The sequence below is a fragment of the Anaerosacchariphilus hominis genome (genome assembly GCF_014290175.1).
Taxonomy (GTDB): domain Bacteria; phylum Bacillota; class Clostridia; order Lachnospirales; family Lachnospiraceae; genus Laedolimicola; species Laedolimicola hominis.
The window spans coordinates 1-14,058 of record NZ_JACOOR010000008.1; the positions used below are offsets into that span (position 1 = coordinate 1).

10 protein-coding genes, 3 tRNA genes and 1 pseudogene are annotated in these 14,058 nt (G+C 51.3%); 10 read left to right on the forward strand and 4 right to left on the reverse strand.

The annotated features are described in order from the left end of the window. Window positions 1-324: pseudogene (locus H8S44_RS13110) on the forward strand (IS256 family transposase); the annotation flags it as partial. Window positions 325-375: 51 nt separating this feature from the next. Here the strand turns inward: H8S44_RS13110 and H8S44_RS13115 are convergent. From H8S44_RS13115 to H8S44_RS13130, 4 genes are all read right to left on the reverse strand, one after another. Beyond that, a tRNA-Val gene (locus H8S44_RS13115) sits at window positions 376-449 on the reverse strand. A 23-nt stretch (window positions 450-472) separates the two neighbouring features. Beyond that, window positions 473-545: transfer RNA gene (locus H8S44_RS13120), tRNA-Ala, on the reverse strand. Window positions 546-650: 105 nt separating this feature from the next. Beyond that, window positions 651-724 (reverse strand) — tRNA-Pro (locus H8S44_RS13125). Between the two features lie 152 nt (window positions 725-876). After that, window positions 877-2,991, reverse strand: a complete 2,115-nt coding sequence (locus H8S44_RS13130) for a hypothetical protein (protein ID WP_186872539.1) — start codon at window positions 2,989-2,991, stop codon at window positions 877-879. A gap of 194 nt (window positions 2,992-3,185) precedes the next feature. Between H8S44_RS13130 and H8S44_RS13135 the strand changes: the two genes are divergently transcribed. From H8S44_RS13135 to H8S44_RS13175, 9 genes are all read left to right on the forward strand, one after another. Next, the gene (locus tag H8S44_RS13135; protein ID WP_186872540.1) at window positions 3,186-3,815 is read left to right on the forward strand and encodes a cytidylate kinase-like family protein; all 630 of its coding nucleotides are present in this window, start codon (window positions 3,186-3,188) and stop codon (window positions 3,813-3,815) included. Between the two features lie 139 nt (window positions 3,816-3,954). Then, a complete protein-coding gene (locus tag H8S44_RS13140; RefSeq protein WP_186872632.1) occupies window positions 3,955-4,911 on the forward strand; it encodes an alpha/beta fold hydrolase in 957 nt (318 codons plus the stop codon). A gap of 1 nt (window position 4,912) precedes the next feature. Continuing rightward, entirely contained in the window at window positions 4,913-5,809 is an 897-nt protein-coding gene (locus H8S44_RS13145; protein ID WP_186872541.1) for a DUF1002 domain-containing protein, read from the forward strand. Window positions 5,810-5,835: 26 nt separating this feature from the next. Further along, window positions 5,836-7,449, forward strand: a complete 1,614-nt coding sequence (locus H8S44_RS13150; protein WP_186872542.1) for a response regulator transcription factor — start codon at window positions 5,836-5,838, stop codon at window positions 7,447-7,449. Next, on the forward strand, window positions 7,446-9,230 hold the full coding sequence (locus H8S44_RS13155; RefSeq protein WP_186872543.1) for a cache domain-containing sensor histidine kinase: 1,785 nt from the start codon (window positions 7,446-7,448) through the stop codon (window positions 9,228-9,230). The genes H8S44_RS13150 and H8S44_RS13155 overlap by 4 nt, the downstream gene beginning before the upstream one ends. Then, on the forward strand, window positions 9,223-10,200 hold the full coding sequence (locus tag H8S44_RS13160; protein ID WP_186872544.1) for a substrate-binding domain-containing protein: 978 nt from the start codon (window positions 9,223-9,225) through the stop codon (window positions 10,198-10,200). Before H8S44_RS13155 ends, H8S44_RS13160 begins: the two co-directional genes overlap by 8 nt. A 265-nt stretch (window positions 10,201-10,465) precedes the next feature. Further along, window positions 10,466-11,467 carry an ABC transporter permease gene (locus H8S44_RS13165; RefSeq protein ID WP_186997537.1) on the forward strand — a complete coding sequence of 334 codons (1,002 nt, stop codon included), beginning with the start codon at window positions 10,466-10,468 and terminating at the stop codon, window positions 11,465-11,467. Between the two features lie 20 nt (window positions 11,468-11,487). Further along, a complete protein-coding gene (locus H8S44_RS13170; RefSeq protein ID WP_186872545.1) occupies window positions 11,488-12,981 on the forward strand; it encodes a sugar ABC transporter ATP-binding protein in 1,494 nt (497 codons plus the stop codon). Between the two features lie 14 nt (window positions 12,982-12,995). After that, the gene (locus tag H8S44_RS13175; protein WP_186872546.1) at window positions 12,996-14,000 is read left to right on the forward strand and encodes an ABC transporter permease; all 1,005 of its coding nucleotides are present in this window, start codon (window positions 12,996-12,998) and stop codon (window positions 13,998-14,000) included. Window positions 14,001-14,058 lie beyond the last annotated feature (58 nt).

The following is a 14,058-nucleotide window of genomic DNA, read 5'->3' on the forward strand; positions in this document are numbered from 1 at the left end:
GAGCGGCTACTGAAAGCAGAAAGAGCGCTGCTTAAGTTAATTAGAGAACGAACACTCTTTACATACCTTGATGAAGAATTGAAAGATGATTTTTCAGCACCATTTACGAATAATCGAATTGAAGGTGGCGTTAATTCGAGACTCAGAGAAATGCTGAGAAACCATAGAGGTTTGTCGATTGAAAGAAGAATAAAAGCGGTTTACTGGTGGTGCTACATGCACTCGCCAGAACCACTTCCATTATCTGAAATCGTAAAAGTGATGCCCACAGAGCAGAGCATAGCAGCTATATATCAGAGGATGAATGAGAAGAACCGATTGGAAAAAAAATAAATAATGTATAAAAAAAAAGCCCGTAAATACAGGCTTTTCCAGTGGAAGTAATGGGGCTCGAACCCATGACCTCTCGCGTGTGAGGCGAACGCTCATCCCAGCTGAGCTATACTTCCGTATTTATAAAATGTTTGTTCCATGGACCTGAAGGGATTCGAACCCTCGACCTCTGCGTTGCGAACGCAGCGCTCTCCCAACTGAGCTACAAGCCCCTGGTCAAATTTATCTGACTGTTTTATTGTAGCACGTTCGTTAAAAAATGCAAGAAAAAAACAAAAGAAAAAAGAGTTCTTCTTCAAGAACTCTTTTTTAAAACGTCGGCGTGACAGGATTTGAACCTGCGACCTCTACGTCCCGAACGTAGCGCTCTACCAAGCTGAGCCACACGCCGTTTTACTAACTCGCCGTCAGCAAGGTTTATATTATCATAAAAGAAGGAGTTTGTCCAGTAGAAAATTAAAAAAATGCAAAGTTTTTTCGCTAAACCAAAAACAGAGGAAGCTGTCGCTGAAACAGCTCCCCGTGGAATTATGGTTTGTGATCTCAGGAATGGAAAAGATGACTGATTCGCAGATAAAAGTCCGGATTCTTTAACAGAATGGAATTCGTCTCATTGGAGAAGATCAGGAGCAGTCCCCGGCTAACGGTGAGAAGCAGACCAAAGAGCACGATGATGTACAGAATCCGGGCGGAACGTGTTCCATCGTAGTGAATCTGGCTCAGAATCAGGAAGAAGGCTGTGAGGCTCATGACCAGGCTCAAATCGCACACGTAGCGAATGTGAATGCCTCCAAGCAGAAAGTCCAGATAACCGAGTATCAGAAGGGCAGGAATCAGGAGCAGAAGGATGGGTTTCTGAAGATTCCGAGAATTTTGACTGACGGCCTTCTTTTGGTAAAGCAGGCAGGGAGCCAGAAAAATACCCAGGTTCAGAGGCATTTGGAAGAGACCGACACTGTATTCCTGATAGAGGTAATTTCCGAAGTCCACGCATTTTTCAGTGGTGAAGCGCAGGAACGGGAAAAACTCGAGAGATACAAAGGGCTCCGCAAAGTAGTGATACAGCATGGAAGAAAGATGATGAAGGCTAAAGCTTATCTGATTGTAGCGAATATCACTTTCGGTCAACTGGTAGGAGGTTCCGAATTCAAAGAAGGAACCGAAGCGCAGATAATTGTAATACATGATGGCTGCAGCGCCCAGAACTACAGGAATCAGGAAGGGCAGTGCGCTTTCCAGGAAACGTTCCCTGGGGGAGCGCTGCCGATCAAAGAGAAGCTGAAGAAAGAGGGGAGCTGCAAAGGCCATGGCCAGCAGAACCGAATTCGGTCTGGACAGTACCAGCATCACCACGGACAGCCCGCAGAGGAAAAAGAGCAGACTTCGTTTCCGGGCAGTGGAGGCGGAGACGGCAAAGGAGGCCAGAACCGTAAAGGCAGCCAGCCATCCGGCTGCAGCCAGAAGAGGCAGATAGTAAAAGCTGGAGGCGGAAGCCTGCAGCATCCAGAGGAAGCTTCCGCCTGTGACGGCCAGCTCTCCGGTAAGGAACAGAAGCAGGTTCACCCGGGGCCGGAAGAGCTTCAGAAGCCCCTGAACGGCCAGAAAGAGAGCCAGAAGGGCAAAGACTGCCAGAACTCCGCCCGCAAATTCCGTGGTGGGCAGCATGCCGGTGAGCAGGTAGACGGGATAATAAACCATAAAGAGCGGAGCCAGTCCGAAGTAGGAGTAGTATTTTCCGTTATAGTAGGCCCGATCCCAGTGGCAGGTAATCTCCTTTTTATCCCGCTCACCCTTGTCGTAGGGATTGTCCAGGGCTTCCAGTTCCGGGTTCACATCCAGATCCAGTTCGAGCTGGCCCTTTTCAAAGGCGTCCAGCTGCTGCATATAGGCGTCAACCACCATTTCCGGAGAACGGATTTCCTCCAGAGTCGGATAGGGACGGAGCAGGGCGTGGGAGCTGTCACTTCCGTAAAAGACGCCGCCGGAAATCAGCAGGCACAGCAGAAGCACAGCCAGATTCAGAAGACGATGGCTGCGCCGGGCAGGCTGATAGTCCGTCTCGTAGAGACGGAAGCGGAACACCAGGAAGAGCGCAGTCAGAACCAATGTCAGGAGAAGAACGCGCAGCCCATTGATGGAGAGGGGCTGACGGGCATTCAGAGTCACGGAGAGCAGGAAAACCGGCTCCGTCAGAGTGTCTGTAAAGGTGATACGCAGACGGGAAAGAGTTCCGCGGCTGTCAATACGGGCGGTGAAGGTATTCTCCGTGCCGCCGGGATTCACCTGGAAAGAGGCGGCACCCACGGTCTTTACAGCGCTGGCTTCATCGCAGATGCCGATATTGCCGGAAAGCACGGCGGCGGGGCCGGAGGTACGGACTGTGACGCTGCGGACAGGGACGGAGAGATTCTGAAAGGAAACAGAAGGGTTCTCGGGCAGAAGGGCCAGGGCTTCCCCGTTCCAGCCGTCCAGGGTACTGAGATCCAGGGTGGTTTCGGGATAATCAGAAGAAACCTGCTGAAAATAGCGGAACTGAAAGACGCCGACTTCCAGAAGCAGGGAAAGAACCAGACCGGTGATCACAAAGAGGAAAGCGGATGCGGGAAGGGAAAGCTGCCGCATCCGGGCGGTTAATTTTTTGAGATTCGTAACGTTCATAAAGGAAGATCCTTTCTATAAAAAATTTCTAAAAAATATTTATAAAATATGAGATATAAAAGTGATAGAAAAAAAGCGTTTCTACTCTGATAATAACAGAGGCATGGTACTTTGACAAGGATAAGGAATTGACAAATTGACTGAAAACTTTTATGATAAAGATAAGATGAAGAAGCAAAGAGGAGGTTTTGTATATGGATCATTTTATCATTGCAATCACAAGAACCTGCGGAAGCGGAGCGACTTCTATCGGAAGAATTCTTGCAAAGAATCTGGGCGTGGAGCTTTACGATCGGAATATCCTGCGGCTGGCCTCGGACGATAGCGGAATCAGCGAGGAACTGTTCGCCAGAGCAGACGAGGATCAGAAGCAGAGCCTGCTGTTCCGGGCTTCTCAGAAGGTATATACAGGCGGTCTGATTCCTCCGGAGAAAGAGGATTTTACTTCCAATAATAACCTGTTCAATTATCAGGCAAAGGTACTCCGGGAACTGGCGGACGAGTCCAGCTATGTGGTCATCGGCCGGGCGGCGGACTATGTGCTCCGGGATAAGCCGGATCTGGTTCGTGTATACATCTACGCATCCAGAGAAAAGTGCATCCAGAAGGAGATGAACCGCCAGAAGATCGACTGGAAGGCGGCGGATCGGTTTATCTCCAAGACAGATAAGTACCGTCGGGATTATTACCGTTATTTTACCGGTCAGGAGTGGGAGAATATGCAGAACTACGATTTGTGTATCAATACCACCCAGATGACCTATGAGCAGGCTGCGAAGGCCATTCAGGACTTTGCGGAAAATATGCTGAGTGCAAAACAGTAAACAGAAACAGTAGAGATAAGAGGGGGGATCTCGGTGACTGTCTCTGCAGGGAACTGCGTGAGAGGTTCGGAGATCCCCTTGTTTTTGGAATGAATCATGTAGTAAGAGAACACAAAAGAGAAAGGGAGACGGAATGGCTCTGAAACGGGAATTTACCTTTCTATCGGGGGACGGAGCGACCCAAATCCATGGCATAGAATGGAAACCGGAGTCCGGTAAGATCTGCGGAATTCTGCAGATCTTTCACGGCATGGTGGAATATATCGAGCGTTATGAGGACTTTGCCGAATTTCTGACCGAAAAGGGCTTTCTGGTGGTAGGAAACGATCACCTGGGACACGGAAAATCCGTAAAAACCAAGGAAGAGTACGGATTTTTCGCAGAGAAAGACGGCAATAAAATCGTGCTGGGAGACCTGCACAGGCTGTATTGGAAGACGGCGAAAAAGTATCCGGGCGTGCCCTATTATATTCTGGGACACAGCATGGGATCTTTTTTACTGCGTCAATATCTGTTCCGCTACGGCAAGGAGCTGGACGGAGCTATCATCATGGGAACGGGAACCCAGCCGGAAGGAGTGCTGAAGCTGGGGAGAGCCCTGTGTTCCGTGATTGGTCGATTCCGGGGCTGGCACTATCGGAGCCGGCTGGTGGATAGCATGGCCTTCGGAGGGTATAATAAACATTTCAAGCCGGCCCGGACAGAACGGGACTGGCTGACCAAGGATGGGACGGTTGTGGACGCCTATCTGGCGGATGAACGCTGTACCTTCCGGTTTACGGTAAACGGCTATTATAATCTGTTTACCAGTATTCAGGAGGCATGCCGGGAAGAGAATATGAAGCGGATGCCCAAAGATCTGCCGGTTCTTTTTGTATCCGGAGCGGAGGATCCCGTGGGAAACTTCGGAAAGGGCGTGGAGCAGGCGCGAAAGGCCTTCCAGGCAGCAGGAATGGAGGATGTGACCTGGATTCTCTATGAGAATGACAGACACGAAATATTAAATGAGACAGACCGTGACACGGTCTATCGGGATCTGTACGCATGGCTGTATGTGCGGCTGGCGGATCCCCGGCGTAAAACAGGAGGAAATTAAAATGAAAAAGTGTAACAGATGGATTTCTTTATGCCTGGCTCTGGTTCTGACCCTGAGCTTCGGAATGACCGCTCTGGCTGCGGGCGATGAAAAGCCGATTCTGGCCCTGGGCGCGGATCTGAGCTCCGAACAGAAGGCCACCGTATTAAAGCTTCTGGAGATCGACGGGAACGATCTGGCAGATTATGATGTGATTACCGTAACCAATCAGGAGGAGCATCAGTATCTGGATGCTTATCTGAGCTCCAGTGTTATCGGAACAAAAGCTCTTTCTTCCGTACTGATTCGTCCGGCAGAGGAGGGCGCAGGCCTGAATGTATCTACTTATAATATCAGTTACTGCACCATCGACATGTACACCAACGCGCTTTTAACCGCAGGTCTGGAGGATGCGGATGTGTATGTGGCAGGTCCCTCGAATATTTCCGGAACCTCCGCCCTTATCGGAGCGGTTAAAGGCTACGCGGAAATGAATGGCAGCAAGGTGGATGAGCAGGCGCTGGAGACAGCGGTCAATGAGCTGGTGGTAACCGGAGAACTGGGAGACAGCCTGGGAGATTCCGAGACTGCTTCTGATATGATCGCTTATATCAAGCAGCAGATCATTGAGCAGGGCGTCAGCAGCGACGCGGACATCGAGACCATCATCCGGAACGCCATGAAGGAGTTCAATATCAATCTGACTGACGAGCAGGTAAAGCAGCTGGTTGAACTGATGAATAAAATCAGCAAGCTGGATATCGATGTGGACGCCCTTTCCAGGCAGGCAGGACAGCTCTATGACAAGCTGAAGGGAATGGGACTGAATCTGGATAATATCGATACCGAGAAGGTAGGAAACTTTATTACCCGCTTTTTTGATTCAATTATGAATTTGGTGAATAAGCTGATTGGATAAAATGCGGCATGGGGGAGCGGCAGTTTATGTATAAGGTATTGCTGGTGGATGATGAGGCGCTGATTCGCGAGGCGATCAGTGAAAATATCCGTTGGGAGGACATGGGCTTTCAGCTGATGGCCAGCTGCGAGAACGGAAGGGAGGCCATGGATGTGATCCGGCAGAATATGCCGGATCTGGTCCTGACCGATATTTGTATGCCTTATGTGGACGGCATCGAGCTGGCCCGGTATGTGTATGAGAACTGTCCGGATACAAGAACCATCATTATCAGCGGCTATGATGAGTTCGAGTACGCCAAGCAGGCGGTGCGCTATCAGGTGATGGAATATATCCTGAAGCCCATCACACCCGCGGAGCTTACGGAGATTCTTGTAAGGGCCCGGGAGCGGCTGGATGAGATCCACGCGAAGAAGCAGACCCTGCGGAAGCTGAAGGGCGCCTATCAGGTGAACCGGCCTCTTCTGCGGGGACGTTTTCTGAACAGTCTTCTGCGGGGGGATGAGAACCCGGAGAGTCTGCAGGAAAAGATGGAGGAGCTGGAGATCTCCCTTCCGGGGACTGTGTTCAATACGGCTGTGCTGGAGGGGGATGATCTGACACCGTTCCTGCAGCAGTATACGGGCGTCCGGGAGGAACTGGCCCGTTTTTCCATCTATAATATTACTCAGGAGCTGATCGAGCAGAAGCAGCAGGGCGTGGTATTCCAGAATATGGGCGGCCAGACTGTGATTATTTTTTACGGGGAGACCCGGGAGGAGCTGGAGGAACGGGAGAACAGGGCCCTGGCTGAGGTCCGGGAAACCGTAAAGGAGCTGCTTCATATCGAGACCTCCGTGGGTCTGGGAACAGAGACCACAGATCTGAATAAACTGTACCATTCCTGTGAGAAGGCGAAGGCGGCCCTGGAGTTGAAGTGGCTGCTGGGCGGTTCCCAGGTGATCCGTCCCGGCATGCTGGACGCCCGGAGAAGCACGTCGGTGGACGTGGCCCACTGGGCGGATCGGGTGCTTTTCTGCGTGAAGGGCGGCGATGAAGGAGAGATTGATAAGACCGTGAGGGCCTTTGCCCAGGAACTGCGGGAAATGCGGATCAACCGGAACCGGGCGATCATCTATATGCAGAATCTGCTGCTGACAGTGGTGAATACGGCGGATTTGACCGAGGAGCAGGAGACGGAGATCCTGAAGGACGAAAGGAAGCTGATGAACCGGCTTTATACCTATGAACGGCTCCGGGATATGTCCACGGACATCATTGCCATCTGCTGCAGTATCGCCCGGCTTTTGAACGAGCAGAAGGACAGCTACGGCAAGAAGCAGGCCATGAAGGCCCTGGAATATATCGATCAGAACTATATGAATTCCGATGTGAACCTGAATTCCGTCTGCAGCCATCTGGCCATGAGTACCAGCTATTTCAGTACCATGTTCAAAACCCACACGGGCGAGACCTTTATCGAGGCCCTGACCCGGAAGCGGATGGAGAAGGCCCGGTATCTGCTGGAGCATACCTCCAAGCGGGCCTATGAGGTGGCTGAGGAGGTGGGATTTGCGGATCCCCATTATTTCAGCGTGTCCTTTAAGAAGGCCACAGGGCAGACGCCCACAGAATATGCCAAGGAGAAGCGCAGGAAATGAGAAAAAGTATTCTGACGCGGTTTCGCAGCATCCGGACGTCCATGATCGTATCCTTTGCCACGCTGATCATTTTCGCGCTGCTGACCTTTTTAGTGCTCTCTCTGCGCTATACGGAGAGCACGGTTCTGGAGAATTCCACCGAGTACACCTCCCAGCTCATCGGGCAGGTGAACAATGATATCGATTCCTATATTAATTATATGGAGAATCTTTCCTTCATCGTGGCCAACAACACGGATGTGAGAGATTATCTGTTTGCGGAAAATCTGACAGAGCAGCGGAAAAACCAGCTGCAGGAGCGGATTACGGCTTTGTTTGAAAATGTGAAGGACACCCGCGGGGATATTACGAATATCGCTGTGATACCCCAGACCCGGGAGCCTCTGATCAATAACGGTGTGGAGCGGCTGAATCCCTATGTGGACGTGAAGGAGCTGTCCTGGTATCAGGAGGCCCTGAAGGCCCGGGGGGAAGCCGCTATTTCCTCATCCCATGTGCAGAACGCGGTGCAGGAGCATTACGACTGGGTGGTAACCCTGAGCCGTTATATCTCCAACCGGGTGACGCCGGAGATCGGCGGTGTCTTTTTCGTGGACCTGAATTATAATGCTATCCAGGATCTGTGCGAGCGGATCAGCCTGGGAAATAAGGGGTACATTTATATTCTGGATCAGAGCGGAGCCATCGTGTACCATCCCCAGCAGCAGCTGATCTACAGCGGTATGAAGCAGGAGCTGCTTTCAGAGGTCATGGAGACGGAGGAGTCTTCCTTTCTGACGGAGGACGGAAAGCTGTATACCATATCACGGTCAGAAGCCACCGGATGGACTGTGGTGGGCGTGTCCTATGTGAGCGAGCTGATGGCGGGGGCGGATTCCGCCAGACTGGTCTATGCCCTGACGGCTCTGGTGCTTTTCGCGGCGGCTCTGGCCCTGGCTTATCTGCTGTCCCGGGAGATCACCAAGCCAATTCAGCGGCTGCAGGGCTCCATGAAGGAAGTGGAGAGGGGTAACTTTGACAATGCGGCCATCCAGGTGTGGGACGACAATGAGATCGGATCCTTAAGCCGCAGCTTTAACATCATGACGGAAGAGATTCAGAAGCTGATGAAGCAGAGTGAACGGGAGCAGCGGGCTAAGCGGAAGTATGAACTGCGGGTCCTCCAGTCCCAGATCAGTCCCCATTTCCTGTATAATACCCTGGATTCCATCATCTGGATGGCGGAGTGGGGCAAGAATCAGGAGGTGGTGACCATGACCTCCTCCCTGGCCCGGCTGTTGCGGCGTACCATCAGCAACGAGCAGGAGCTGGTGACCATCGCTGAGGAGATCGACTGTACGGAGGCTTATCTGACCATTCAGAAAATGCGTTATAAGGACAAGCTGGAATATGAGATCGAGCTGGAGGACGGAATCGGCCGGGAGAAGATCGTGAAGCTGGTGCTGCAGCCTCTGGTGGAGAATGCGATTTATCACGGAATCAAGTACAAGGAAGGCCGGGGGCTGATTCAGATCCGGGTATTCTGCCAGGATGACTGCATCGTTCTCCAGGTGGAGGACGACGGAAAGGGCATGGATGAGGAGACTCTTGCCCATATCTTTGAGCAGCACATTCGGGATACCCGCTCCAACGGCGTGGGCGTCAACAATGTAAACGAGCGAATCCGTCTCTTTTACGGAGCGGAGTATGGCTTAAGCTTCAAGAGCGAGCCGGAAAAGGGAACCACAGCGACCATCTGGATTCCGCTGGGAAAGGACGGGGAGAATCATGATAATGAGTAAGAAAAAGACCCGTTTCTGCCTGGCGGCTGCAGCAGGACTGCTGCTTCTGGGCGGCGGAATTCTTTATGCCAAAAAGGAGAGTGACGCGGTGCGGGTGCAGAATATCGTGCTGATTCAGAAGGCCCTGGACGATACAGACTTCTGGACCTCCGTATACCAAGGGGGCCGGATGGCCGCCGTGGAATACAACGCCAACCTGACTGTGAAGGGGCCGGCCAACGAGCGCCAGGTGGTGGAGCAGAATCAGATGATTCTCGAGGCCATTGCGGCAAAGCCGGACGCCATTGTCCTGTGTCCCTGCAGCAGCGAGGAGACTATGCCTTATGCGGAGGCCATTGAAAAGGCGGGTATCCGGCTGATCATAGCGGATTCCACCATGGATGAGGAGCTGGGAAGCGCTGTGGTGGCCACGGATAATTATGAAGCAGGTTATAAGCTGGGCAGTTATATGAAGCAGTTTGTAAAAGAGGACACACAGATCGGTATCGTGGGCCATGTGAAGGGAAGCTCCACGGCCACTGGCCGGGAGGCGGGCTTCCGGGCAGGTCTGGAGGAGAAGGCGTCCCAGGTGGCGGAGATCGTGTTCTGTAATTCCGATACGGACAAGGCTTATGCCCAGACCCTGGATCTTCTGGAACGGTATCCCGGTATGGATATGATCGTGGGACTGAATGAGTATTCCGCTGTGGGCGCGGCCCGGGCCGTGCGGAAGCTTGGCATCGAGGACGTGGTCTGCATGGGCGGCATCGACAGCTCCACAGAGCAGATTCAGTTTCTGGAGGCGGGCGTCTTTGAGGCCCTGGTGGTACAGAAACCTTTTAATATGGGATATCTGGCGGTGGAAGCGGCCGTGGAGACCGTAAAGGGCGAGCATGTGGAGAAAAATATCGATTCCGGCTCCGAACTGATTACCCGGGAGAATATGTACACGGAGGAGAACCAGAAGCTGCTTTTCCCGGTGACGAAATAAAGGCTTAGCAGGCCCGGCGCGTATGCGCGGGTTTGTTAAATCTTTATTTATGTTGGAATTCAGTAGATTTTTTCCCTATTTACGTTGATTTAAAGAAGATTTTCACCTTTTCCAAAAAGATTTTCTATTACTTTATTCATAGTTTGGACATATAATAGTCATAGATTGACAGAGCGGACAAGACTTAAGAGACGGTTGTTCCGTTCCTTTCGTCTCTTCTGAGGGGAGGGACCGGAGGAACAGTCAGAAGTTAGGAGGAAGGAAAGTGGAGAAGATAAAAGAAAATGCATTCGTCAAGAAGATTGGCTTTAACACATTGGTTCTGCTGTGTGTTATGGTGGTGCTGTACATACTGTTTGCCATTGCAACGCCGCTGATTAAGACAAATGCAAGCTTTGTAAGTTATTCTCGAATCGTAAGTGCTCTGAATTACGCTTACTTTTTAGGATTTCTTGCACTGGGTGTAACATTCGTAATTGCGACCGGAGGAATCGATTTCTCAATCGGACCGGTGATGTTCTGTTCGGCACTGATTTCAGGATATATGCTGACCCTGAAGGGTGTACCGCTTCTGGTATGTCTGCTGGTAAGCGTTCTGGTAGGAACCATCTTCGGTGTCATCAATGGTTTCCTGGTAGCTTACGCAGGACTGCCTTCCTTCATTACCTCCATGGCGAGCATGATGATTGCGAAGGGCGTCGGCTCTGTATTTACCAAGACACAGTCTGTCAGCTGGCCCCAGTCAGCAGATGCCAACGGCTGGTTCCGTAATCTGGTAAAGATGAAGATAAACGGTATAGATATTCCCACCGGTCTTATCTACCTGATTATCGGCGCGGTTATCTGCTCCATTATTTTAAATAAGACAAAAGCCGGAAGATACATTCTCTGTATCGGAAGCAACCGCGAGGCGGTTCGTCTGTCCGGTGTAAATACAAAGAAATGGGAAATGCTTGCCTACATCATCTGTGGCCTGCTGGCAGGACTTGCAGCTATCTTCTATGTAGGAGCATACACCACCGTTCAGCCGGGTCTGGGCGATACCTTCAACAACGAGGCAATCGCAGGCTGCGTAATGGGCGGTACCTCCATGACCGGTGGAGTGGCATCCATCGCCGGAACTCTGGTAGGAGTTCTGATTATAGCCCTTCTGCAGGAAGGAATCCTGGCTATGGGATTCCAGATCAATTATCAGTATATCATTACTGGTATCATCGTACTGGTGGTTGTTTACGCTGACCTTAGAAGCCGGCGCAGACGGAATTAATCGGAAGGGGGAAGCGAAAAATGGGTGACGTAATTTTAACCATGAAGGGAATTGACAAGTCGTTCCCCGGCGTACATGCGCTGGATCACGTAGACCTGGAGGTCCGTAAGGGAGAGGTTCACGCCCTGATGGGTGAGAACGGAGCCGGCAAGTCAACTCTGATGAAGGTTCTGACAGGTATTTACCATAAGGATGCGGGAACCATTACCTATGAGGGTAAGGAAGTAGAATTCACCAATCCGAGAGAGGCCCAGGATGCAGGTATCGTTATCGTGCACCAGGAGCTGAACATGATGGGTCATCTGACCGTAGCTCAGAACATTTTTATCGGCCGTGAGTACATGAATGGAAAGCTCATCGACGATAAGAAGATGAATGAAGAAGCAAAGAAGCTGTTTGATCAGCTTGGCATCAATATCGACCCGAAGGAGACCATGAGCCGCCTGACAGTCGGAAAGCAGCAGATGTGCGAGATTGCGAAGGCTATTTCCCACGAAGCGAAGGTTATTATCTTTGACGAGCCTTCAGCAGCGCTGACCGAGGCAGAGATCGAGGAGCTGTTCAAGATTATCCGCGACCTGCGCGACAAGCAGATGGGTATCGTATATATCTCACACCGTATGGACGAGATTAAGGTTATTACAGACCGTGTAACTGTCATGCGTGACGGCGGATATGTGGGAACCCTGATTACCAAGGATTCCACCAAGGACGACATTATCAACATGATGGTTGGCCGTGTTATCTATGAGGACCCGAAGACAGAAAGCCAGGTTGCGCCGGACGCGCCGGTGGTTCTGAAGGTAGAGCACCTGAATGCGGGAAGAATGGTAAAGGATGTAAGCTTCGAGCTTCACAAGGGCGAAATCCTCGGCTTCTCCGGACTGATGGGCGCGGGCCGTACCGAGACAGCCAGAGCGCTGTTCGGAGCAGACCCCAAGGACAGCGGCGATATTTATGTCAATGGACAGAAGGTAGACATCAAGACTCCGCAGGACGCTGTTAAATGCGGTATCGGTTACCTTTCCGAGGACCGTAAGCGCTTCGGTATCGTAGTAGACAAGACAGTAGCTGAGAACTCCACCATGGCATCCATGGAGAACTTCATGAAGGGAATCTTCATTGATAAGAAGAAGGAGAAGGATACAGCGCAGGAATATGTAGAGGCCCTGAAGACCAAGACCCCCAGCGTGGATCAGCTGGTAGTCAACCTGTCCGGAGGAAACCAGCAGAAGGTGGTTATCGCCAAGTGGCTGGTAAGAAACTGCGACATCCTGATTTTCGACGAGCCTACCAGAGGTATCGACGTAGGCGCGAAGAGCGAGATTTATCACCTGATGAATGAACTGGTAGCGGAAGGAAAATCCATTATCATGATTTCTTCAGAGATGACAGAGATTCTGCGAATGAGTGACCGTATCGTAGTAATGTGTGAGGGAAGAAAGACCGGCGAGCTGGGAATCGAAGAAGCCACACAGGAGCGGATCATGCACGCGGCAACGCTTAGAAATTAGGAGGGAATAAGACAATGACAGACAAGAAAAACGGAAATGCTTTTACAAACAATCCGCTTGTGAGAGCGATTGGTTTACAGAAGATTGTCGTCGTGATTGTGCTGATTGCCCTGATAGCGTTCTTCAGCGCGGTAAGCCCCTCATTCCGGCAGTATTCTACACTGTTAAGTATCATGGATTATACATACTACCTGGCATTCCTTGGAATCGGTGTAACCTTCTGTCTGATTACAGGCGGTGTTGACCTTTCCATCGGAACCGGTATGTTCTGCTACGCGCTGATTGGCGGATACCTGATTACACGTCAGGGAATGCCGGTTATCGTAGGTATTCTGGTAACCCTGATTTGCGGTCTGATTATGGGTATCGTGAACGGGCTCATCGTTTCCAAGGGCGGACATGCTCCGTTCCTGGCGACCCTCTGTACCATGATGATCGCCAGAGGTCTGGGCGCTATCGCCACCGGCGGAGCCAGCGTAACCTGGCCGGGCGCTACCGCACCCAACGGCTGGACCAGAAGCCTGTTCAAGCTGACGGTAGGCGAGATAAAGCTTCCCCTGGGCTTCCTGTGGGTTATGATTCTGGCAGTGGTTATGAGCATCGTGCTCAATAAGACACGTACAGGACGTTACATCATCGCAATCGGAAGTAACAAAGAGGCAACCCGCCTGTCCGGTATCAACGTAGCAAAATATCAGACCATGGCGTATGTATTCTCCGGTATCTTCACAGGACTTGCAGCGCTGGCTTACAGCTCCGCGTTCCAGTCCATGGCACCCGGCGGCGGCGGTGGTGTAGAGCTGAACGCTATCGGCGGAGCTATCATCGGAGGAACCTCCATGAGCGGTGGAGCCGGAAGTATCTCCGGTACTATCCTGGGAGTATTCATTATGTCCGTACTCCAGACAGGACTTCCGCTTATCGGACTTCAGGCAAACTATCAGCAGATTATCATCGGACTGGTACTGATTGTAGCTGTTTACATCGACGTACTGAAGAATAAGAAGCTGGATAAATAAGGAAAATTCAAAACTATATAACGATGTGTACTGCGGCGAGCAGTTCATATAAAACAGA

Excerpts from the sequence above, each read along its gene's own strand:
- H8S44_RS13130 (WP_186872539.1), bottom strand. The coding sequence starts at position 2,991 with ATGAACGTTACGAATCTCAAAAAATTAACCGCCCGGATGCGGCAGCTT.
- H8S44_RS13135 (WP_186872540.1), top strand. The coding sequence starts at position 3,186 with ATGGATCATTTTATCATTGCAATCACAAGAACCTGCGGAAGCGGAGCG.
- H8S44_RS13145 (WP_186872541.1), top strand. The coding sequence starts at position 4,913 with ATGAAAAAGTGTAACAGATGGATTTCTTTATGCCTGGCTCTGGTTCTG.
- H8S44_RS13150 (WP_186872542.1), top strand. The coding sequence starts at position 5,836 with ATGTATAAGGTATTGCTGGTGGATGATGAGGCGCTGATTCGCGAGGCG.
- H8S44_RS13155 (WP_186872543.1), top strand. The coding sequence starts at position 7,446 with ATGAGAAAAAGTATTCTGACGCGGTTTCGCAGCATCCGGACGTCCATG.
- H8S44_RS13160 (WP_186872544.1), top strand. The coding sequence starts at position 9,223 with ATGAGTAAGAAAAAGACCCGTTTCTGCCTGGCGGCTGCAGCAGGACTG.
- H8S44_RS13170 (WP_186872545.1), top strand. The coding sequence starts at position 11,488 with ATGGGTGACGTAATTTTAACCATGAAGGGAATTGACAAGTCGTTCCCC.
- H8S44_RS13175 (WP_186872546.1), top strand. The coding sequence starts at position 12,996 with ATGACAGACAAGAAAAACGGAAATGCTTTTACAAACAATCCGCTTGTG.